We start from the raw sequence: 21,101 nt of genomic DNA, 5'->3' as shown, positions 1-21,101 counted from the left end.
ATCGCAAGGCATCACCCGATCCCCCGCCATCTGATATTATGTTGCGCAGGTTCTCGGTTAATCCCCCAGAACAGGGAAGCAGCCCCCAGCCGCAACATAAACCGCAACGCAACATGTTCCGTCCACTTTCCGGCGGCACCCTTGCCACGCTCCGGACCCTTGAGCCGGACAAACATCGACCGGCCCGGCGAACCGTGTACATCCCCCACCAGCCAGTAGCTGCCGGATCTTCGGCCGGACGGCAGGTAATGGCGGCAAACCGCCTCGGCCTCTCTTGCAAGACGCGCCGCAAGCTCAGAGGCGTCAGCCCAAGACATCAGGCCGCCCCGCGATCCGAGACACGCTCGATCGGCCAGGTCTCGATCAGTCTGCCGAGCACCTCCACCCCGCGCTCATCGACGGGCACGAAGAAGCGCAACTTCCAGGAAATGATCTCCGAGAAGAGCCCGAAGGCCTTGAGCCGCTCCCGCATGCCTTCCGTGAAACCGGAAAGCTCGATCCGGTTCGCGCCCATGACGCGGCTACGCCGGAGCTGCAACCCTTCGGCCAGATCCAGGATTGTCTGACCGTCGACCAGCGCGGCATGAGCTTGCGCGGGAGCCAGCGTCACCGACCCGGTCGCGGCTGCATTGGCCGCCCAGGCGGGCGAGACACGGCGGCCGATGATGCGCTCACCCTCGTCGGTCTGCAGCCGATAGACACGGGTGGACTCGTTCGGCAGACGCTTCCAAACCGGCAAGAGCAGACCGCTGACCATGTGCAGCGTGGTCTCCGTATAGTCTGGTACTTCCGACAGTTCTTGGCTCCAGGCCGCGGCAAAAACCTCGCGATCCACCTCATGCCAATAGCTGCCGGTCAGTGCCTTGAGCGAGAGGTGACTGTGTTCCATCGGCCGGGTCAGCCGGACACGTCGCTCGATCTCACCATCGTCGAGCATCATGGACGGCGCCGGCACCTGAACGGCCACCCGCCCGGACTTGCCGTTGACGAGCAACCTGGCGCCGGGTTCAGCGCCCAGACGGGCAAACGCTTCGTCGAGCGGCATCGGCCGGTTGCGGCGCTTCTCGGCAACGGTGAGAAGCCGGGTCTCCGCACCGGTCGCCGCATGGGTATGGATTGTCCTGCGATCGGTGACCACAAAGCTCTCGACCGTCAGTGTCTCTAGTCCGAGATCATAAGTGCCGCTGGCGATCGCCCCTTCGATCCTGGCGTCCAGCAGTCGCTCGAAGGCGGCAAAGAGGATGCCTTGAAGCTCGATGGTCAGCGCCAACAGGCGGTTGAGGAAAGTGGTGATCGGCGGAAGATCGTCCCTGATACCGTTCGCATCTGTCAGCTTCAGACCAGTGGCGGTCTCGAACCGTTCGAGCGAACAGCCTTCGACCTTGCCGCGCACCACCAGAAGATAGAGCTGGCGTAGGGCGTCGCGGGCATAAAAACTTTCGAGATTGTCCTCGGGGCGAAAGAGCCCCTGCCCACCGGTCTGGCGCTGGCCGCGGGTGATGGCGCCGAGCGTGTCAAGCCGGCGCGCGATGGTCGACAAGAACCGCTTTTCCGCCTTCACATCCGTGGAAACGGGCCGGAAGAGCGGCGGCTGCGCCTGATTGGTGCGGTTGGTCCGCCCGAGCCCCTGGATTGCGGCATCGGCCTTCCAGCCGGGCTCGAGCAGGTAATGGACCCGGAGCCGCTGGTTCCTTGCCGAGAGATCCGCATGATAGCTGCGCCCGGTGCCGCCAGCGTCCGAGAAGACGAGAATGCGTTTGAGGTCGTCCATGAAGGCGGACGTCTCAGCGAGGTTAGCAGAGACGGCGCGGCTTTCGACTGCAAGACGGTCGCCTTTTCGCACGATGCGCCGCGAACGGCCCGTCACCTCGACAACCGTGTCAGTGCCGAAGCGCTGGACGATCTGATCGAGCGCCCCGGGAACCGGCGGCAGCGCGGCGAGCCGCTCGATCAGCTCGTCCCGCCGGGCAACCGCCTCGCGGCATTCCACCGGTTGACCGTCCCGGGTAACCGGGCGCGAGGAAAGATTGCCCTCGCTGTCGGTGAAGGGCTCATAGAGCTGCACCGGGAAGGAATGGGCGAGATAGTCGAGGACGTATTCGCGCGGGGTAATGTCCACCCGGACGTCATTCCACTCCTCGGTGGGAATATCGGCCAGCCGGCGCTCCATCAGCGCCTCGCCGGTTGAGACAATCTGGATGACGGCGGCATGGCCCGCCTCCAGATCGCGCTCGATCGAGCGGATCAGTGTCGGCGTCTTCATCGAGGTCAGCAGATGACCAAAGAAGCGCTGCTTGGCGCTCTCGAAGGCAGAGCGGGCAGCGGATTTGGCCTGCCGGTTGAGCGTGGCTCCACCTCCCTCTGAGCTGCCGGTGATGTTTGCAGCTTCCATCGCCGCGTCGAGATGGTTGTGAATGACAGCGAAGGCCCCGGCATAGGCGTCGTAGATACGGCGTTGCTCCGCCGTCAGCTGGTGCTCCACCAACTCGTATTCGACGCCGTCATAGGAGAGCGAACGCGCGGTGTAGAGCCCGAGCGACCTCAGATCGCGGGCCAGCACCTCCATTGCCGCGACGCCGCCCTCCTCGATCGCCTCGACGAACTCGGCCCTTGTGGCAAACGGAAAATCCTCGCCGCCCCAGAGGCCGAGCCGCTGCGCATAGGCGAGATTGTGCACACTGGTGGCGCCGGTTGCCGAGACATAGACGACGCGAGCATCGGGCAGCGCATGCTGCAGGCGAAGTCCAGCGCGGCCCTGCTGCGATGGTGCGACATCGCCGCGCTCGCCCTTGCCGCCACCGGCATTCTGCATGGCATGGCTTTCGTCGAAAATGATCACCCCATCGAAGTCCTCCCCGGCCTCTTCGCCGTGACCGGACTGCAACCATTCGACGATCTGCTTTACCCTGGAAACCTTGTCGCCCCGGTCGTCGGAGCGCAGCGTGGCGTAGGTGGTAAAAAGGATGCCTTCCGACAGCGTGATCGGCTTGCCTTGAGGAAAGCGCGACAGCGGCGTGACCAGCAGCCGCTCCATGCCGAGCGCTGCCCAGTCGCGCTGCGCGTCCTCAATCAGCTTGTCGGATTTGGAGATCCAGATGGCCTTGCGGCGGCCGCGCAGCCAGTTGTCGAGGATGATCGCCGCCGACTGGCGCCCCTTGCCGGCACCGGTGCCGTCGCCGAGCATGAAGCCGCGGCGGAAGCGGACAGCGCCGCCAGTCCCTTCGGGCGCTGCCTGGACGAGATCGAAGGTCTCGTCGAGTGTCCAACTGCCGGCGAGATGGCCGGAATGGGCTCCGCCCGCATAGATCACCGTCTCGAGCTGCGCGTCTGACAGCAACCCGTCGGTGACGACATTCGCAGGCAGCATCGGCCGGTAACTCGGTTTGGGTGGCGCGACGGACGCCATTGCCGCTGATTGCACCAGTTTTGTGGGATGAGCCTGAGACCCGGGAATACGGATCGACTGCAATCCGTAAGCCTCGTAGATCGCGTCAGTGAGCCCGGCGCCTTCGGGAGGCGTCCAGTCGACGGTCTCGTAGGATAACTCAACGCCCTTGGCGTCGGAGATAGCACGCCCCGCTGGTCGGGATTTTGCCGGGCGCGCCAGAGTGCCTCGTACCGTTAGAACAGCAGCGGGGGCCGGTGATTGAGGACCCTCGGGAAGCGAAACCGGAAGCCGCGGTGGAACCTGGCTCTCGATCCAGCCGAGCAGTGTGGCGACGTCCGGTGCCATGCCTGGCGAGGCCGGGAACAGGGCCGGATCCTTTGCGGGCACCTTGCCGATGACTGTGAGCCGGGTTGGGAACGTCGTTCCGTGTTTCGCGTATGCCGACCCGGCGATCGTGGCGGAGAAAACGACGGTGCTGCGCTCCTGCAGGCGTGCAAAGGCCTCGCGCCAGCCAGGCAGTTCCGGACCGACATTCGCGCCGGTGATCGTCACCAGCCGCCCGCCCGGCGCGAGGCGGCACAGCGCCGAGGCAATGTGCCGGATACCGGCATCGGCGACACGGCCGGACACGTTCGCCAGCGCCGTGAAGGGCGGGTTCATGATGACGACGGAAGGCACCAGCGCCGGGTCGAGATGGTCGTCGATCTGCGCGCCATCGAACCGCGTGACGTCCAGGGCCGGAAAGAGGAAGGCAAGCAGTTCGGCGCGGGCTTCCGCAAGCTCGTTGAGGATCAACGATCCGCCGGCGATCTCGGCTAATACCGCCATCAGGCCGGTGCCGGCCGACGGTTCCAGCACATGATCGTTTTCGGAAACATGAGCCGCCGTCAGCGCGGCAAGGCCCAGGGGAATGGGCGTGCTGAACTGCTGGAGCGCCTGGCTTTCCTCGGAGCGGCGCGTCTGCGTCGGCAGCAGCGCCGCGATCTTCTGCAGTACGGAAAGCCGTGCAGCCGGCGTTGCGGCCTTACGGAAAACCGCCTTTCCGTATTTGCGCAGGAAGAGTACCGTCGCCACCTCACAGGCGTCACAGGCGCTCTTCCAGTCCCAGGCGCCGGACGCATCGGACGCGCCGAAGGCGGTTTCCATCGCGGCGCGCAGCATGGCAGCGTCCACGCGCTGGCCTTGTTCAAGGTGCTCAAGCAGATCATGGGCGGCCGCCAGGATGGTAGGCGCAGGAGCAATCGGCGTGGCCGGGACGGCCACGGGTGCGGTCATGGTCATGTGGGGAATTCCTTAAGAGCAGCAACGGGAAAGCCCGGCCAGCGCTCTCTCGACCACCCGGGCACACCCTGTCCCGGCGGCCCTCTCCCTCTCTGAGCAACGAAAATCGCGCCACGCCGGAGGGCGCGACTAGATTGCAGACGGATCAACGATCGGTTTCGGGAAGCTCGAAGCGTACCCTGGCTGCTCGAACGCCCTTGGCCAGGCCGCGGCGCAGTGCGGCAGGTAAAACGGGGAACCGGGGCTTAAGGGCCCCGGCCGGCCATGGAGAGATCGCCTCAAGAGAAAGGATCGATCTCGAACATCACGGCCACTTCGTCGCCGTCGATTTCGTCGGCGGTCACAGCACCGAAGGACCCGTCACCGGCCTGGATTACGACGATGGAAACCATCAGCGTGGCGGCGAGGCTGGCGGCGTATGCGGTGGCGTCATGAAGGGTCATAGTTCCGGCTCCTGTCTTGGGAGGCGGGGGACCATCCCCCGCGCGACAGGCGCCCGATGTGTCTGATCGAGGACGGCAATCACCGCGCGCGTTCGGGCTCGTCCCGGTACCGCGCGGCGGCACGCTTCGCGTAAGCCGACCCCATGCGGGTTGAATGCCAAAGCCTCGCTTAGACCAAGGTCAGCGAATGGAAGCGGGGGATGGTTTCCGTATCTGTCAGAAGCCGGAAAGCCGGGAATGCGTTTGCCAGTGACCTCTGTTCCCTGCCAGCCAATCGACAGGGAATGCAGTGATGGGCAGGAGCAAAGGCATGGATCAGGCAACCCAGCGTAACACCAACGGAGCACAATGGTCTTGGTAGGGCTGGGTTCTCTTATCGGTCCGGTGATTGCTGTCCGGCCTGCGCCACCATGAAAAAACCCCGAAGCCTTGCGGCTCCGGGGCGGGATCGCGTTACTCGGCAGCTACGAGGGCGGCGTCATCCTCGTCAGCTTCCGCGTTCTCATCGTCGCCGTCAGCATCGGTGAGAAACGCCGGAAGAGACTCATCTACTCCGCCCTCCTCACTTTCCGTGTCGGCCGGCGAGGCTTCGCCAGCGTCTGTCATGCGCAGCGGCTCGGGCAACCAGCCTGTGTCGGCCAGCAGCCGTTCGGCCTCCCTGGCCATATCGCCCTTCTTGAGGTGGTCGATCAGTTCCGCGGCGCGCTCGCCCGCACCCTCGCGCACGGCTTCGAGGATGCGGGGCTTGGTGACGCGGCCGAGATAGTTGTCAACCGTCGGCGTCCAGCCCGCTTCCACCATGTCGAGATCCACAGCGCGCGCGAGACGATCCGCCTCGGCGAGACGCTGATGGATGCCGTGCACGGTGACAGTGCCGCCGCCGTAGCGGTCAGCCTTTTCGTAGAGAGCGTTGACGCCGAAAGCCGCGCAATGCGCGAAAAGTTCTGCCTGCTCGGTACCTTCGAGGGAAACAAGCCAATCCCAGAGGGCGGCCTCGTCGTCAGGCATGCGCGCCTCCCAGGCCTTGTGGCGCTCCTCGATGGCTTGCGCGGCCGGTGTGTCCTCCAGGCCGGGCGCTTGCAGGGAGAAGCCGGTGTTGCGCACCGAGACTTCCATGGCCGGGCTATAGGTCATGTAGCGGGAGAAGACGTCCCGGCAGAACTTGTGCAGCACGGCCAGGAACGCGACAGACGGATTGTTCGCCAGCTTGTCGCGCAGCGCAAGCGTCCGTTCGGCCGTCAGCTCGGTAACCAGGCGTTCCGGCAGCGGATTGATGACGTCGACCTCGTCGTCATCCGTATCCGGCGGCTGGCTGCCGATGGTGATGACAGCGCTCCGCACCGAAGGATCGGCATCAACGTGGCCGATGCTTACGGCACCACCGGTCTCGGAGCCGTTGCCCTCGACGGCGGCTTCCGGCTCATCCTCGGGACGGACATGGCCACGATCGACGACAAGTTCACCGTCGCGGTCAATGCTGAGGAAGACGCCGGCGCGGGCAACCTCGTCCGGATCGAAGATGACGGGACGGTTCTCGAAGGCCTCAAGCGCGGCCTCGATCTCCGCGAGACGCCGATCGACCTCTTCGGGCAGATCGCTGACCTCCGCGTATTGCGATTCGACATCGTCATACTCGTTGCGGAGTGCCTCGCGAGCCGCCCGTTCCTCCTCGGTGAGGTCCTGCATCGTGCCGACCAGCTTGCGCAGGCCGTTGGCGTGACCATAGGGGAGCTCGACCGAAGCATCGATCCACCGCCAACCGTCGCCGGCAATCTCGTCAGCCATACGTTTCAGCTTCTCGTCAACCAGACGGTCGAGAAGCGTGACATCCTGCAGCCACCCGTCATTATCTTGAGAGAAGAGGTCACGCAGGACGGCTCCACCCGCCGCCTCATAGGCTTCAAGGCCGATGAAACGGGCGCGCTTGTCGGAAGAAGGCACCGTGGTTTCGGTCAGTAGGCGCCGGATCTGCCACGGCTCCTTCTGCCAAGAATTGCGGATGCTCTCCCAGACCTGTTCCTGTCGAGCATGGTCGGGGTTGACGGTGAAGGCCATCAGCATCTCCAGCGTCATTCCATCCTCGGCATAGACGTCGAGCAGCACGGGAGACACAGTGGCAAGGCGAAGCCGCTGCCTGACGACCTGAACCGTGGTGAAGAAGGCAGCCGCGATTTCCTCCTCGGTCATGCCCTTGTCACGCATATCAAAGAATGCGCGGAACTGGTCGAGGGGATGAAGCGGAACACGCTGGGTGTTTTCGGCCAGACTGTCGTCCTCGGCGAGGATGTTTGTCGACGGGTCACGAACGACGCAGGGCACCGGCGCGGTCTTGGCGAGACGCTTCTGCTTCACCAGGATTGCCAGGGCCTGATAGCGGCGGCCGCCGGCCGGCACCTCGAACATGCCGGTATCGTTGCCCTCGGCATCGAGCACGGGGCGGACATTGAGGCTCTGGAGGAGTGTGCCGCGGCGGGCTATGTCCTCGGCCAGTTCCTCGACCGAGATGCCGGCCTTGATACGCCGGACATTCGACTGGCTGAGGACGAGCTTGTTGAAGGGAATGTCGCGCGAGGGCGACAGGGTGAGCTTCTGGTTGACACTGGCCATCAAGGTAGTCTCCGTGACGAGCGCCGAGAGCCTCTCTCTCAACATTCAACCCGTCATGAAAACCGCACCCCACCTCTCACTCTCGTAGAGCGCGGTCTGGCCCCCTACGATTAGAAGCCACTGCTTTGGGAATGACGGACGATTGCAGCCGGGTCCGCCAGCCCATTCGACAATCCATCAGATTTCGCCGAGGGCGCGCAGACTGAGCTCCCGGCCAATGCCGACGATGATATGGTCGTGCAGCGTTAGTCCCAGAACTTTGCAGCCCTTGTTGATTTCCTTCGTCATGGTGATGTCGGCGCGCGATGGCTCGGGATCGCCGGACGGATGATTATGCACGAGGATCAGCGCGGTCGCGTTGAGTTCGAGACCGCGCTTCAGGACTTCCCTTGGATAGACGGGAACATGATCGACGGTCCCGGTCGCAAGGCATTCATCCGATATAAGCCGGTTCTTCTTGTCGAGATAAAGCACATGAAACCGCTCGACCTCTCCGCGGATGGTGAGGGCACAATAGTCAAGCACTGCCTGCCAGGACGACAGGACCGGGTTCTGATTGAGGTGGCGCAGCAAAATCTGACGCGCTTCATAAATGACGACCTGCTCCTCAGCCGAGAGCGGTGCGGACTGCGTTTCCAGGGCGAAGGTCTTCTGGTGCAGGGTCATGTTCTGGTCTCCCGACGGGCAGCAGGCCCTTTGCCAGTGCTTTTCACCCGTCACGAGAAACCGCGCCGCCCTCTTCCTCTAAGAGAGCGACGCAGACCCGTAAAGCAGGGCAGCCGGAATTCAGGCTTTCCGATTTTCCGTATCGACGGAATTGGTTTTGTACGCATCATCGCTTCGACACCGGGCATAAAGTATGCACTCGGCCGCGCGGATACTGCCGGCTTGCCGGGCCGCTTCCGCCCATGCCGAAAGCGAGACATCCGTTTGAAACAGGATGTCTCGCTCGATGCCCATACCGAACGGGAGACGAATGGACGCGAGTTCTTCGAGCGAAAAGCTGCCAAGTTCCGGATATCCAAGATCGGCAAGGCCGAACAGAATATCGCCGTCAGGATCGAGTTCTGTCGCGAGCCAGACGCCCTGGCCGAAAGGATTGAAGAATTTGACGACCGGCACGTGGTCGAAGTCGCGCTCACGGCCGTTGGCAAGCAGGCGTTCGCGCAGTTCAGGTATCAGGAGGTTCATGCCGCCCTCCTGTCGCCAGTGCCGGCGTCGGCGGAACCAGTCTCATCCGGAAGGAAGGACAGGATCCAGTCCGCCGCCTTGCTGGCCTGCGAGGCAGCTCGGACAATGGCGCGGGAATCCTCACGCATGACCTCAAGCCAGGAGCCAATGTAATCTGCATGGCGCACGGTCGGGACGATGCCAAGCGAGGCGCAGCAGAAAGCCGAAATCTGTTCGGCGATCAGTTCCTCGAAGGCGTATTTCTTTGAGCCGAATGAGCCGGAGAGATCACGGCCCAACCGGCTATGATGGCCGCTGGCGTGACCGATTTCGTGCAGGGCGGTTCTGTGCCAGTTGATCGGCTCGAAGTAGGCCTGTGGCGGCGGCACGACCACAAAGTCGTGGGCCGGATCGTAGAACGCCTTGTCACCGCCGATGCGGAAATCTATGCCGGTCGCCTTGATGAGCGCCTCGACCTTCGGCTCGATCAGGCCGGGTGGCGGCGGCGGGATGGTAACGGCGATATCCTCGGGCAGCCCCTCGCACTGCGCCGTGTTGAACACAGTGAACCGTCTGAGGAACGGGATGGCCTGCGCCTCCTCTCCGGTCTCGCGGGCGCGCTGCTTCTCGTCCTCGGGAACGAAGCGGTCGGCATAGACGACGGTCGTACCGCGTTCGCCCTTGCGGACATTGCCGCCAAGGGAAAGGGTCTGCCGGAATGTGAGCCAGCCCTGACCGGGGAAGCCATGCTGCACTACGGCGCCCCAGAGAAGCAGGATGTTGATACCGCTATAGCTTCGACCCGTGCCGGCATTCTTCGGCAGGCCGAGCGGGGCTTTCGCAGCGGACGTGCCCCAGGGCTGCACCCAGGGCACGCGCCCCTCTTCCAGCTCGGCTATGATCTTGTTGGTTATTTCGTCGAAAAGGTTCGCTCTGGTCGAACCTGCACGTGGGGCGCGGTCACTTCTAGACATCGCGGTTCTCCGCGACGGGCACCGGAGACCTCTTCTCCTGCTTCCAACCCGTCACGGCAAACCCCGTCCGCACTCTCACTCTCAAGGGGGGCGTTGCGGGGTCTCCCCGCAGAAGGGGGTGCGCCGGCAACGCAGTGCCGGTCAGGGGGAAGGCCCTCCCCCAACCGAATACCCTCAGTCAAAAACGAACCAGTTTTCGAGGATCAGAGCAGAAAAATTCCTGCACACATTATTATTTCGTGCCCCTATAATTTATACTACGCCAAAATTTTCGCTCGATCGCCTAATGTAAAAAAATGGAAGGCAACCAAGAGAAATTAGTGCTGTCCGCCCTACTTTATCCTATAGCGTCTCACATAAAATCTCTCCGGCGGGGCATCGGAACGTCGGCTCTCTGTAAAGCGGTGACCAAGGCCCGATTCGGTTACGTATATAAGCGACGGGTCGGCCATATCGATCATCAGGTTGACTGGAACATCAAGATTTTCGGCCAGTGTTTCAACTGGACGGGGACCTCTAGACAGAGGATCGACGATACGAGTCAGCTTGCCATTTCCGCTTACAATACCGCTTTCGACCAACAGGAGATCTCCGTTACTGGCGACAACAAAGCCATCAGGGTTTTCAATGGGGCGTTGGAGTTCGAGACGGCGTAAACGCGAATGACCCGCTTCAGTGCTTTCAACTGCAAAGATGGTCCCAGAACCCAGTACTCCCACAAGAAGAGTGTGGCCGTCCCCGGCCACGGCAATCCCGGCCGCACCGATGCCGTTGATGCCGCTGCCATTCGATGCAAGTTGGTTATCGGCAATGAGAACAGACAACCGGTTTGCATCAGGTGGTAGCGTCAGGATGCGCGGAATGCTTGTGTCTGTAATGAAGAGCGAGCCGTTTTCACCCACTGCGATATCATTGGCAAAGCCTCCGTCAGGCACGAGCATCACAATATCGACTGCGCCTGTTTCGATGTCGCGTGCGAAAATGCGATGCGCGCGCCGCTTGTTGCTTCCGTCTGGCTGCTCTACTCCGAGAAAATCTGGCGAAGCGCCCCACAGCCGACCTGATCCACGGTCGTATTTCAAAGTAGTACCTGCGAAGACCGATGGGTCATCTATAGCAAAGCGCTTTTTGCCGTCACTATCGATTTTGAGGATTTGTCCACTGACGACCGAACCAATGAGAAGTGCTCCATCAGGCGTTTGAGCAATCCCATTTGGATACTGGAACCAGGAAGGCAGTTCGATCGGTTTGAGCATTTCAACTTGGGCGGATGTAGGAGATGAAGACACTGCAAGAAAAATGAAAAAGGCTATCAAGCAGCAGATATTCAGTTGACTGCCGGTATTTCGCTCCATCGCGCAAATTTCCGTTCGCTCTCGATTGGTTGGTGACTTCATAAGATACCTCCAAACTTGCCAAGCTGCCTGATTACAAAGATTTGGGACGGTTGGAATAGTCATTCGCTGAGATCCAAAGGGGGCGGTCCGGCAGAGTGGAGCCTGCCGAACCGCGAGACTGACTGGCGATCACGTATCTCAGTCAGGAGCTTCATAGGAAAAAACTAGAAGGTTCATTGCACACGGACGCCAATAGGAGTTCGTCGGCATTCCTCCCTGTCAGTGACTTTCTTGGCGTAGCCCACGTAAGCACCGAACTCTAAGCCCGAAGCCTGCTCTCTTGGCACGGGAGCGTCAATCACGTGCTGGATCACATCGCTTCCGCAGTGGTAATTCCTTACATTGCATTTGATCCATCTAAAACCGAGCCTGTTGTGCTTGTTGCTTGAACAAACAATTGCGAGACCATCTCTTCACCAAGGTTTCAGAAGCAGCAAAAGCGGATAGCTTCCAGGATCAGGCATTGACCGTTTCTCCCATGTATACGGGCTTTAGGCTGTTAACCAACGCAGCTTGAATAGGCGCAACTGCTTCGTTGACAGCGGTCACACCCATATCGTGCCCCACCTGTGTGCGGACCGGGCGCGGGGCCGACATTTCAATGAGTTCGGCAATCCGTGTCGCAATGTTGCCCGCATCGGTACTGCTATCCTCCTGATCAAACATCCCCTTGAACATACCAAGAAGGCGGTCACGTCCGTTGGAAAGGTCACCATATTGGCTAACGCAAATTTCGTCAGATGGTGATGGCGCGGTAACCACAAGATCGGTGCCGTGCCCGCTTGGCTCGACCAAAATCGATTCAACGCTAAAGGATTCGAGTTCATAATGAAGTGCTTCGGCATAAGCCTCCACGGCCCATTTCGATGCGCAATACAACCCGAAGAATGGCATCCCGAAGCGACCAGCTGCAGAACTGAGGTTTATTACCAATCCTGACTTGCGCGACCGCATTGCCGGAAGGATCGCGCGGTTCATGCGAATGATGCCATAGAAATTGACGTCAAAGAGTTCTTTTGCCTGATCCAAAGTGAACCCCTCAGTCAGACCGACAGGCATGATACCCGCATTGTTGACCAAGACGTCAAGCGGCGCTTCCTGTTCGATCCGCGCAACAGCGGAAACGACCGTGGCATCGTCGGTCACATCGAGTTCGACAGGTACGATTTGGTGATCGAGGGCTGTAGAAAATTGAACAAGCTCGTTTGCGACGTCTTTACTGCGGCCAGCCGTGTCGCGCAGACCCGCGAAGACCCGGTGGCCACGGCGAGCCAATTCTCTCGCAGTCAATAGGCCGATACCTCGGCTCGCACCTGTAATCAGAATTGTTTTGGATGTTGACATGTTTTTTCCTTCAAGATTTGAAGATGGTGCGCATGAATAGCGCCAGGGGTTCGTCGGAACGGCTTGCCTTCATCCGGGTCAGCGCACCGCTCCACGAATTCATCAACCAGTCGGCTGCCTGCTCTGGCGTGAGATGCGCAAGACCGATCTGATCAAGGTCAGAATCGCGCAGACAATCCGCGACTGTCTCGACCATTGCACGCCAATGACTGGCCAATTCTTCTTGAAACTCGGGGCGTTCGTCGGCGAGTTCGGTTGTCAGGTTGCACATGAGACAACCATGCGCGAACTCGCGCTGCTTCATTTCCGCGCGTGCCCCCTCAAAAAACGCGCGTAGGCGATCCACGGGCGCAAGCGAGGGATCGGTTAAGAACGCGCGTGCCTTTTCGAGTTCTCTTTCGTGATAATGCTGGGCGACGGCAATCCCGAAACTCTCTTTGCTGTCGAAATAGTGGTAGAATGATCCCTTGGGCACTGAACTTTCTTCTAGAATGTCCTTGAGACCGACTGCACCATAACTTCTTTCCCGAAAAAGGTTTTGCGCAACGTCCAGCAGCTTGTCTCGTGCTGCCAAGTATGTGTCTTCGTTTCGTGTCCGTGCCATTGAATCAATTCCCCCTTGCAGGTCTTGAGAATGCCATTTCAAACCTGCGTCATGCCGCCGTCCGCAACGAGTTCGGCACCCGCGACGAATGAGGAGGCGGAAGAGGCGAGAAACAGCGCCGCCTGTGCCATTTCCTGAGGATCTCCAATCCGAGCGAGAGGAATTTGCTCGCTTTGACGGCTTTGAAAGGCGGCAATCTCTTCCTCCGAGAGCCCAGTGCGTTCGTAGGCAGCGGTGGCGACCGGTCCAGGTGTCAGAACGTTGACCCGGATCTTTCTATCCGCCAGTTCCAGAGTTAACGTACGCGCGAGAGAGCGAACGGCGGATTTCGCGGCTCCATAAACGCTCATCCCCGGCACTGCCCGGATGTTGGCGCTGGAGGAAACGATGATGATGGCACCGCCGTCGTTCATCTTCGGCAACAGGTACTGGATCGTGAAAAACACACCTTTGAAATTCACGTCGCTTTGGTAGTCGAACGTTTCCTCGGTAACCTCATGAAACGGTTCGATCGTCGCTCCGCCGGCATTGGCTACGAGAATGTCAATGGACCCGAAGCGTTCCTGCACGTCCTCGGCGAGGCGGGCCAAGGTGTCGAGTGAACGTACATCTCCTGCCACCGACAGACATTCACCGGCGATCGTCTCTTCAGCTCGTCGAAGCGTCTCCAGGTCGCGGCCGAAGATCACAACGCGCGCTCCTTGCCGGGCAAATTCCCGCGCCATGGCAAGCCCCATGCCGCTATTCCCGCCCGTTATCAGCGCCACCTTTCCTTCAAGTTGTCCCATGTGCGATTTCACTTTCCTCAGTCTGAATTTCCCGCAGTCTGCTGATCACATCGCGGCATTCGATTTTAAAAATAGACGACCGGTCTATTAATTAACAGATCTGCAAACTTCACATTGGCTTGATAAGCAGGTGATGCTTTGACTTAAAAGTGCTGGAACCAGTGAAATGTAACCCGAACACCGTTGCCCGCTGCCTCGCGTTCTGGAGAAATTCGTGGGCCATTCCAACGGTAAGTGACACGAACCTGGTCTCTGGACTTCAGGTGGCCTGACTGGAGAGCGGAGAGGTTTCGACACCCACGATACGTTTCAGAGAGGTCGGTAGAGGTGACGCAGACGTTATGAAACTCGCCCTTTAGTTTACCCCCGTGAACGATGCAGAAAAGTTATTGGTTCTCTGTCACACCTGACCGAATTTTCAGCGATATCTGGAGATAACAGTGAACAGTAACTTCCTAAATATGAAGTGGTGTCTGAGCATGCCGATGCTCGTCGTCGCAGGCGTTGCATTGACGACCTACGCGCCTCATGCCGCACAGAATGAGCAAGGCACGGTGGAGAACTTGACTGTGTTTGAATGCGGACAAATCACTGGAGTCGACCGGTCTTTCTGGTCACCAGGCGTGGACGTCGGCGTTGCGCACGAGATGGTGGCCAGTTGCTATCTTATCCGTCATTCCAAGGGACTGATGGTGTGGGATACGGGCATTCCGGCGGCAGTTGCAAATCTTGAAGAGGGGCTTCAGATCGCAGATGGAAAAATAAACTTAACTGTCGAGCAACCTTTCCCCGAACAGCTACGCTCCTTCGGTGTGGATCCAGGCAATGTCGACTTTCTGGCGATGTCTCACATGCATGCGGATCATGCCGGCAACGCAAATATTTTCTCGAACGCAACATGGTTCATTCAACAGGCGGAGTACGACGCCGCATTTGGCACACATGCAGCCGAGTTTAATTTCAACGCTAAAACCTATGACCAGCTGGATCCTGCCAAAGCCGAGAAACTCACCGGGTATCACGACGTGTTTGGCGATCGTTCTGTGATAATAATTCCAGCGCCGGGGCACACGCCCGGGCATCAGGTCCTCTGGGTCAATTTGAAAAGTGGACCAGTGGTCTTGTCGGGCGATCTCTGGCATTTCGAATCGAACCACGAACACCAGCGTGTTCCAGGCTTTAATTCTGACCGGGAACAGACGTTAAGCAGTATGCGTATGATCGACGGGCTGATTGCCGCGACAGGCGCGCGATTGTTTATCCAACACGACAAGAATTTGAACGCGAAAATTCCACACGCACCATATTCAATACAATGAAGGAAGTATTTGTCTCAGGTGACCGTCATACAAACCGGCGGTCACCTGGCCTACTTACGCCGCGGTCCCGCCCAAAAAGCGCGTAACTTCAATTGCAGTACTCTGCCCAGAAAACACTACCACGACTATTGGAAGAACCTGCCTCGATCTCTCCAGTTGTTTCATCAGAATTAGGCGCATCCCAACAATAATTTGGCAGGACTGCGGAGCCTTCTGGCAGGACCTGGTTCAACGCGGATCCAATTGACATGGGCAAAATCGCGTGGCGAGATTGGACCTCGTGATCAGTCTTGGCCGGAAGGACAATATGCCGATTTGGCCCCTCACCATTCCAACTTGATCAGAAACAACATCTAGTGCGGCATGAAGGCAATTAGTTCAGATGCCCGTTCAGGCGAAACCCCCAGACTGCAATCTACGAACAGCCGATGCGAGACTGGATGGAGCAGAATACGCGGTCTTAGCCCCACGGGCTGCCCAACGAGATCACATCGCAGCGCATAGGTTTGACCAGCTTTGTCGAGTTCATTGTATCCTGGCATAGTCACATCGATTTTTCCTGTCGCCTGGAAGGCACTCCCATCCAATCCCAACAATTTGCGGTATTGCGCGTAGTCGGCCTCGGTGACCTTCGCCCAAAGTCCCCATGTAATGGGTTCGTCGTAACCGACAATGGGAATGTCAAGAATTCCCTTAATGTAATATCTCTCCCTGTCGATGACACAGGTGTCCGTTCCGAGAACAGCGCGCTTGCCACGATCCATTACCGGGATATCAAAGTAGTCCACCGGCATGTCATACCCATAGGCGGGTATGCCGACGTGCTCTTTGCCGCAGCAATTGCAAACAAAGGAAAATACCTCTGCCTCTTGGGGCAATTTCCCTATCCTCCCTAGTAAATTTGTTCGAAGTCGGCTTAGAGGCTGTTCATGAATACACTTTGAACCAGGGACTAATTGTTTTCTGCAATCAGCCAACAGGTTTCATGGTCGTTACAGTCACCTGTTTGAACCGCACACATCCAGATTGGCTTTCCGGGAAATGGAGAATAGACGCCTCAGATAATGGTAATTGCAAACATTTCCGTTTGATCGATAGCTTTTGTCTGCAAACATAAAATCCAATAATACGAAAGCTTTCATGTCATCGCCTTTTTTACGTCTTCACTCAGGTAAACGCGAAATGAATTTTGCACCACTCCGACAAGAAAGGATGACCGATCAATCCAAGATCCAGAAATATCTTATTTTCACGTTTCTTCTATTTTATTTGATCGGTCACATCATCGTACGAACGTGCAGATGTCCCTGAAGCTGCAATCTATGGCTCCGTGTGATTTTAGGATCTGCGTTGGATCGACCTTTTGAAATTCGCGCATACTCAATCCACCAGTTCCACCGCGACTGCAGTTGCTTCACCACCGCCAATGCACAGGCTGGCCACGCCACGCTTGCCTCCGTTGGCCCGAAGGGCGTGAATAAGTGTGACGAGGATGCGTGCCCCGGTTGCGCCGATCGGATGACCTAACGCGCAAGCCCCGCCTTTGACGTTTAGCTTCTCGCGCGGGATGCCGATTTCTTGCGCGGCGGCCATTGCAACCACCGCAAAGGCTTCGTTGACCTCAAATAGATCTACCTCCCCAGGCTTCCAACCGACTTGTGTCAGCAACTTGCGAATTGCAGGTATGGGCGAAGTGGTGAACCAGGCGGGAGCCTGCGAATGACTGGCGTGTCCGAGAATATGCGCGATGACCGGCAGGTTTCGATGATTGGCTTCACGGGCACCAGCCAGAACCAGAGCTGCAGCTCCGTCGGCATTGGCCGAGGAACTTGCGGCAGTTATCGTCCCATCCGTACCGAATGCTGAACGCAAGTGGGGAATTTTAGCAGGGTTGATCTGTTCCGGACGCTCGTCGCGCGATACAGAAAGTTCCCCTTTTTTGGTCTTCACCGTAACCGGAACGCATTCGGCGTCGAATGCGCCGGAAGCAACCGCAGCACGTGCGCGTTCAAGTGTCTCAATGGAATATGCGTCCTGGTCGGCACGGGAGAAGTTGTATTTTTTCGCCGTAGCCTCTCCAAAGGCCCCCATTGGACGACCTCGTTCATAGGCGTCTTCCAGCCCATCGTTCATCATATGATCGAGGATTTCGGCGCTGCCTGCCTTGCGCCCACCGCGCATTTCCTGAAGTAAGAACGGCGCACGCGACATCGACTCCATCCCGCCTGCCACAACGATTCCGGCGCTTCCGGCGCGGATTAAGTCGGCTCCTATCATCACCGCTTTCATCCCCGAACCACAAACTTTGTTGATCGTCGTAGCGCCCACTGAGTCGGCTAAACCTGCGCCTTTTGCCGATTGTCGTGCCGGTGCTTGCCCCAAACCGGCCGGCAAGACGCACCCCATCAACACTTCGGACACATCGGCGCCTTCAAGGGCTCCATCGGAAAGCGCAGCGCGGATTGCCGCCGCCCCTAACTCAGTGGCCGGTGTTCCGGCGAATGTGCCCATGAAGGCTCCTAAAGGGGTGCGACGTGCGGCTACTATTGACACGGGATCGTTTTCTTTGACGGGCATCTGTGTACTCCAAAATTTTGATTAGAGTACGATCGTAATCGCGGTTGTCAACTTTTGGATTATGACTATAATTTTACAAGCGTATTCATAAAGGACCTAATCATGCGGATGAGTCGGCAAGAAGCTGCGAAAAACCGGGAGCGAGTGGTAAATACCGCGAGTAAAATGTTCCGTGAGTTTGGCTATGACGGCATCGGTATTGCCGGATTGATGAAAGCGTCGGGATTGACCAATGGTGCCTTCTACAAACAGTTCGAAAGCAAGGAAGCGCTGATTGCTGAAGCGACCGCGCAAGCCTTTGCCGACAACGCTACGGCTTGGCGGAAAGCGGTCGAAAACGCTGGGGGAGATGCCTTGAAGGCAGCTGAGCAATGGTATCTTTCCGAACCGCATCTGAACCACAGAGGTTTGGGCTGCACATTGGCAACTTTGGCGTCCGAAGCACCCCGCCACGATGAACCTGTGCGCCGCGCATTTGACGAAGGTATTAGGACGATTTTGGAGTTGATTGCTGATACCGGGCCACGTGGAGATACCTCTTGCGACAAAAACTCGGAAATCCGCGAACTTTGCCGGCTCGTTGGGGCTTTGTCTCTGGCAAGAGCCGTATCGGATTCAGGTTTAGCCGAACGCATTTTGGAGGCCAATCGTGGCGTCAAGGAATTCGATAAACGTCAACGAAAACCGTAAAAGATTTTTCTGGCTCTTATTACGCGTCAATTTATGTCCAATGAATAGCCTCTCATTTTGTAGACATTTTCTTCCCAAATTTTGAGGCGAGGAGGTCAAGGTGGGCACGTACGGTTTCAGTGACAATTTCAATAGGGACGCGATGGCACAAATTACCGAATGCGGTTATCCGGTTGCGGAAGTTCCGAATCTCTTGGCTGTGAACACTTCCGCACGTCTCCTTTCTGCCCTCACGAGAACCCGTTTAACCAGAAGCACTCGAAAATGCTGTGGGCTAGCTTCCTCCGATAATTGATCAGTCACGACACGAAACTCAGTAGGCCAGAAAAACACTTAGCAGTAGTGGTCGCGATGTGAGCTACCGGGCCCGAAATACCGCCATGTTTTGCTGTAAAAACTCCTCAAGCGATTGCGCCGGGTCCCCGGTGATATCGGCTATAGTGTTGTTGGTCCCCCCGAACCTTCCTTCAGCGTAGTCTTTGTTCACCTCTAACAAATGTTGCGCCAAATAGTCGATCTCATCAAGTTGCTCATTCAACTCTGCCATCGGGCGCTCACTGTTTAATTGACGAATTTGGTCCTTGATTAGCTCACAGAAATCCGCTGCCGGTATCTGCTGGTATTTCAGTTCACGTCCAATAGCGTGCCCCTGCCGGGCCACCATCATCTCGGGGGTCATTTCTTCGGCACCGACTAGCGTGTAGGTTTCGCCGAGGTGCGCTTCGGGTGCGCGAAGCAAGGCAGCGATGACCCTTCCCTGATCAAACCCCGTTACCGGTGCGTGGCTCCCACCGCCAAACGGCAAATAAACTGTATCGCCGCGTGTCAGCATCGGGGCAGTGCGAGTCAACCATTCCGCAAAGAATGTCGGACGCAGGTGGGTCACGTTTATTCCGGAACGATCCAGAACACGCTCTGCCAACCAATGTGCTAGGGCGGCACGACTGGTCGCATCCGGACGCGCCGAAATCTGAGACATGTTGACAATATACTGAACGCCTGCTTCCCGCGCCGCCTCGATAAATTGTGCCGTAGCGGAAACCAGACCCTGCCGTATGGGGAAAACGAAATATGTCCTGTCAATATCGGTTAGTGCTTTGCGGACATCCGAAAAATCCGAAATGTCACCGGTGCAGATTTCGGCACCTAATTGTTCAAGAGCCTTTGCGCGACTATCCCTAGTACGAACAAGCGCTCTGATATGGAAACCGTCAGCAGCCAGTTGCCGCAGGGCGTAACCACCTGTTACGCCGGTGGCGCCGGTAATAAGAATTCTTTTGCCTTGCATGTGAATACCGTATTTGAGGATGTCGCTTTTTGTATTTGGCGTGGACTTAGTTGGAAGACAGCCAGTCCCGCAACAAAGCGTTGAGCCGCGCGGGCTGGTCATGTTGGGCAAAATGACCCGCGTCAGGCCAAACTGTGATCGTCAGTGGGGCGGAGACATAGTCCCAAGTAGCATTTAGCCCAGACACCAGCAGAAACGGATCCTTCGCGCCAAAGACAACAAGCGTGGGCGCCGTGATTTTGATCGGCTTTGTGTCATAGGCACGGTAGGGACGTTTGGGGTAGAGCGTGCGATAGTAGTTGAGCATGGCATCCATCTCGGACCGGTCCATAGCCGAATTATGACGCACCAGGTATTCGGAATCCGAAATCCAGTTGCTGATCTGCTCACGACTGATGGTGTCAGGCGCCGCCGGGCTCCGGAAAAAATCGACATATTGACTGGCCGCATCCTGCGCGGGATTTGTCGCAAGAGCTTCCGCCACGGCCCAAGGATGTGGAATATTGACGATCACGAGCCGTGAAATCAACTCGGGGCGTTGCATCGCGACATGCCAGGCGAGGAACCCGCCCCAATCATGACCGATCAATGTGACCGGCGCGCCTCCTAGATCATTGATTACTGCCTCGACATCTGCGATCAGCTTGTCGATTTCGTAGGCGTCTGGAGATGTCGGCTGACTGCTCAAGTTGAACCCACGCAAATCCATTGCGGCAACGCGGTGATCCGCTGCAAGATCGTCCATCTGACGCCACCAGGTCAGCCAGTGGTCAGGAAAGCCGTGCAGAAAAAGGACTATGTTGCCTTCTCCTTTTTCAGCATAGTGTAATTGGACACCCGACGCCGAGACAGTGTGGTGTACGACACCCCTTTCGAAATTCTTCAAATCGCTTGCGCTTGCCTGATTTACAGTCAGCAAGGCAAGCGCGGCGACAACGAAAGCCCCCACACTTTTCTGTCCAGGATACTTTCCTGAAAACTGCCTGATTGGTTCATTCTGCCCAACTAACGGTACACCCAAATTTGACGCACACGATTGGTTTTTATCCATGCGATTAACTCCGCTCAGTGTCACAAGTTCTTTTAGATTATTATTGTAATCTAAACAAGCGGCAATTCGCCATAGCGCAATGAACAGAATGTGAAGTGCGACAAGAAAACCAAGCAATTCTGCGGCAATCGCAGGCTCGCCAGTTCGCCATCAGACCGGTATCAAGGACAACACATTGAA

Annotated in this window: 16 protein-coding genes and 1 pseudogene; 2 read left to right on the top strand and 15 right to left on the bottom strand. The window is 58.0% G+C overall.

Features of this window, described 5'->3' with window-relative positions:
* Window positions 1-116: 116 nt before the first annotated feature.
* From JF539_RS27735 to JF539_RS17690, 11 genes and pseudogenes are all read right to left on the bottom strand, one after another.
* A pseudogene (locus JF539_RS27735) lies at window positions 117-317 on the bottom strand (DNA primase); the annotation flags it as partial.
* Window positions 317-4,669, bottom strand: coding sequence for a strawberry notch-like NTP hydrolase domain-containing protein (locus tag JF539_RS17735; RefSeq protein ID WP_207142024.1), 4,353 nt, complete (start codon window positions 4,667-4,669; stop codon window positions 317-319). The gene JF539_RS17735 and the pseudogene JF539_RS27735, both read right to left, overlap by 1 nt.
* A gap of 278 nt (window positions 4,670-4,947) precedes the next feature.
* Entirely contained in the window at window positions 4,948-5,112 is a 165-nt protein-coding gene (locus JF539_RS17730; protein ID WP_207142023.1) for a hypothetical protein, read from the bottom strand.
* 453 nt (window positions 5,113-5,565) lie between these two features.
* Complete coding sequence (locus tag JF539_RS17725; RefSeq protein ID WP_207142022.1) at window positions 5,566-7,719, bottom strand: ParB/RepB/Spo0J family partition protein; 2,154 nt, start codon at window positions 7,717-7,719, stop codon at window positions 5,566-5,568.
* A 177-nt stretch (window positions 7,720-7,896) separates the two neighbouring features.
* On the bottom strand, window positions 7,897-8,385 hold the full coding sequence (locus tag JF539_RS17720; protein ID WP_207142021.1) for a JAB domain-containing protein: 489 nt from the start codon (window positions 8,383-8,385) through the stop codon (window positions 7,897-7,899).
* 120 nt (window positions 8,386-8,505) lie between these two features.
* Window positions 8,506-8,910: a DUF2958 domain-containing protein gene (locus JF539_RS17715; RefSeq protein WP_207142020.1), complete on the bottom strand. Its 405-nt coding sequence runs from the start codon at window positions 8,908-8,910 to the stop codon at window positions 8,506-8,508.
* Complete coding sequence (locus JF539_RS17710; RefSeq protein WP_207142019.1) at window positions 8,907-9,863, bottom strand: ArdC family protein; 957 nt, start codon at window positions 9,861-9,863, stop codon at window positions 8,907-8,909. Before JF539_RS17710 ends, JF539_RS17715 begins: the two co-directional genes overlap by 4 nt.
* A 332-nt stretch (window positions 9,864-10,195) precedes the next feature.
* The gene (locus JF539_RS17705) at window positions 10,196-11,260 is read right to left on the bottom strand and encodes an SMP-30/gluconolactonase/LRE family protein (protein WP_207142018.1); all 1,065 of its coding nucleotides are present in this window, start codon (window positions 11,258-11,260) and stop codon (window positions 10,196-10,198) included.
* Between the two features lie 456 nt (window positions 11,261-11,716).
* Window positions 11,717-12,604, bottom strand: a complete 888-nt coding sequence (locus JF539_RS17700; RefSeq protein WP_207142017.1) for an SDR family oxidoreductase — start codon at window positions 12,602-12,604, stop codon at window positions 11,717-11,719.
* Window positions 12,605-12,614: 10 nt separating this feature from the next.
* Window positions 12,615-13,178 carry a TetR/AcrR family transcriptional regulator gene (locus JF539_RS17695; RefSeq protein ID WP_208997795.1) on the bottom strand — a complete coding sequence of 188 codons (564 nt, stop codon included), beginning with the start codon at window positions 13,176-13,178 and terminating at the stop codon, window positions 12,615-12,617.
* A gap of 68 nt (window positions 13,179-13,246) precedes the next feature.
* Window positions 13,247-13,996: an SDR family NAD(P)-dependent oxidoreductase gene (locus tag JF539_RS17690; protein ID WP_207142015.1), complete on the bottom strand. Its 750-nt coding sequence runs from the start codon at window positions 13,994-13,996 to the stop codon at window positions 13,247-13,249.
* Window positions 13,997-14,436: 440 nt separating this feature from the next.
* Between JF539_RS17690 and JF539_RS17685 the strand changes: the two genes are divergently transcribed.
* Window positions 14,437-15,315: an N-acyl homoserine lactonase family protein gene (locus JF539_RS17685; RefSeq protein ID WP_207142014.1), complete on the top strand. Its 879-nt coding sequence runs from the start codon at window positions 14,437-14,439 to the stop codon at window positions 15,313-15,315.
* 353 nt (window positions 15,316-15,668) lie between these two features.
* On the opposite strand, the gene JF539_RS17680 is transcribed toward JF539_RS17685, so the two are convergent.
* Both JF539_RS17680 and JF539_RS17675 read right to left on the bottom strand, forming a co-directional pair.
* Window positions 15,669-16,193: a DUF2199 domain-containing protein gene (locus JF539_RS17680; RefSeq protein ID WP_207142013.1), complete on the bottom strand. Its 525-nt coding sequence runs from the start codon at window positions 16,191-16,193 to the stop codon at window positions 15,669-15,671.
* A gap of 502 nt (window positions 16,194-16,695) precedes the next feature.
* Window positions 16,696-17,892, bottom strand: a complete 1,197-nt coding sequence (locus tag JF539_RS17675; protein ID WP_207142012.1) for an acetyl-CoA C-acyltransferase — start codon at window positions 17,890-17,892, stop codon at window positions 16,696-16,698.
* A gap of 102 nt (window positions 17,893-17,994) precedes the next feature.
* Here JF539_RS17675 and JF539_RS17670 point away from each other — a divergent pair, with 102 nt between their 5' ends.
* Window positions 17,995-18,582 carry a TetR/AcrR family transcriptional regulator gene (locus tag JF539_RS17670; RefSeq protein WP_207142011.1) on the top strand — a complete coding sequence of 196 codons (588 nt, stop codon included), beginning with the start codon at window positions 17,995-17,997 and terminating at the stop codon, window positions 18,580-18,582.
* 358 nt (window positions 18,583-18,940) lie between these two features.
* On the opposite strand, the gene JF539_RS17665 is transcribed toward JF539_RS17670, so the two are convergent.
* Window positions 18,941-19,972 carry an NmrA family NAD(P)-binding protein gene (locus JF539_RS17665; RefSeq protein ID WP_207142010.1) on the bottom strand — a complete coding sequence of 344 codons (1,032 nt, stop codon included), beginning with the start codon at window positions 19,970-19,972 and terminating at the stop codon, window positions 18,941-18,943.
* A complete protein-coding gene (locus JF539_RS17660) occupies window positions 19,917-20,921 on the bottom strand; it encodes an alpha/beta fold hydrolase (RefSeq protein WP_207142009.1) in 1,005 nt (334 codons plus the stop codon). Before JF539_RS17660 ends, JF539_RS17665 begins: the two co-directional genes overlap by 56 nt.
* Between the last annotated feature and the right edge of the window lie 180 nt (window positions 20,922-21,101).

It is taken from the genome of Roseibium aggregatum, assembly GCF_017309185.1.
GTDB lineage: Bacteria > Pseudomonadota > Alphaproteobacteria > Rhizobiales > Stappiaceae > Roseibium > Roseibium aggregatum_B.
This window is presented reverse-complemented; position numbering and strand designations above follow the sequence as displayed.

What these genes read in the sequence shown, in the direction of transcription:
- JF539_RS17735 (WP_207142024.1), bottom strand. Translation starts at nt 4,669, where the DNA reads ATGACCATGACCGCACCCGTGGCCGTCCCGGCCACGCCGATTGCTCCT.
- JF539_RS17730 (WP_207142023.1), bottom strand. Translation starts at nt 5,112, where the DNA reads ATGACCCTTCATGACGCCACCGCATACGCCGCCAGCCTCGCCGCCACG.
- JF539_RS17725 (WP_207142022.1), bottom strand. Translation starts at nt 7,719, where the DNA reads ATGGCCAGTGTCAACCAGAAGCTCACCCTGTCGCCCTCGCGCGACATT.
- JF539_RS17720 (WP_207142021.1), bottom strand. Translation starts at nt 8,385, where the DNA reads ATGACCCTGCACCAGAAGACCTTCGCCCTGGAAACGCAGTCCGCACCG.
- JF539_RS17715 (WP_207142020.1), bottom strand. Translation starts at nt 8,910, where the DNA reads ATGAACCTCCTGATACCTGAACTGCGCGAACGCCTGCTTGCCAACGGC.
- JF539_RS17710 (WP_207142019.1), bottom strand. Translation starts at nt 9,863, where the DNA reads ATGTCTAGAAGTGACCGCGCCCCACGTGCAGGTTCGACCAGAGCGAAC.
- JF539_RS17705 (WP_207142018.1), bottom strand. Translation starts at nt 11,260, where the DNA reads ATGAAGTCACCAACCAATCGAGAGCGAACGGAAATTTGCGCGATGGAG.
- JF539_RS17700 (WP_207142017.1), bottom strand. Translation starts at nt 12,604, where the DNA reads ATGTCAACATCCAAAACAATTCTGATTACAGGTGCGAGCCGAGGTATC.
- JF539_RS17690 (WP_207142015.1), bottom strand. Translation starts at nt 13,996, where the DNA reads ATGGGACAACTTGAAGGAAAGGTGGCGCTGATAACGGGCGGGAATAGC.
- JF539_RS17675 (WP_207142012.1), bottom strand. Translation starts at nt 17,892, where the DNA reads ATGCCCGTCAAAGAAAACGATCCCGTGTCAATAGTAGCCGCACGTCGC.
- JF539_RS17670 (WP_207142011.1), top strand. Translation starts at nt 17,995, where the DNA reads ATGCGGATGAGTCGGCAAGAAGCTGCGAAAAACCGGGAGCGAGTGGTA.
- JF539_RS17665 (WP_207142010.1), bottom strand. Translation starts at nt 19,972, where the DNA reads ATGACCAGCCCGCGCGGCTCAACGCTTTGTTGCGGGACTGGCTGTCTT.
- JF539_RS17660 (WP_207142009.1), bottom strand. Translation starts at nt 20,921, where the DNA reads ATGGATAAAAACCAATCGTGTGCGTCAAATTTGGGTGTACCGTTAGTT.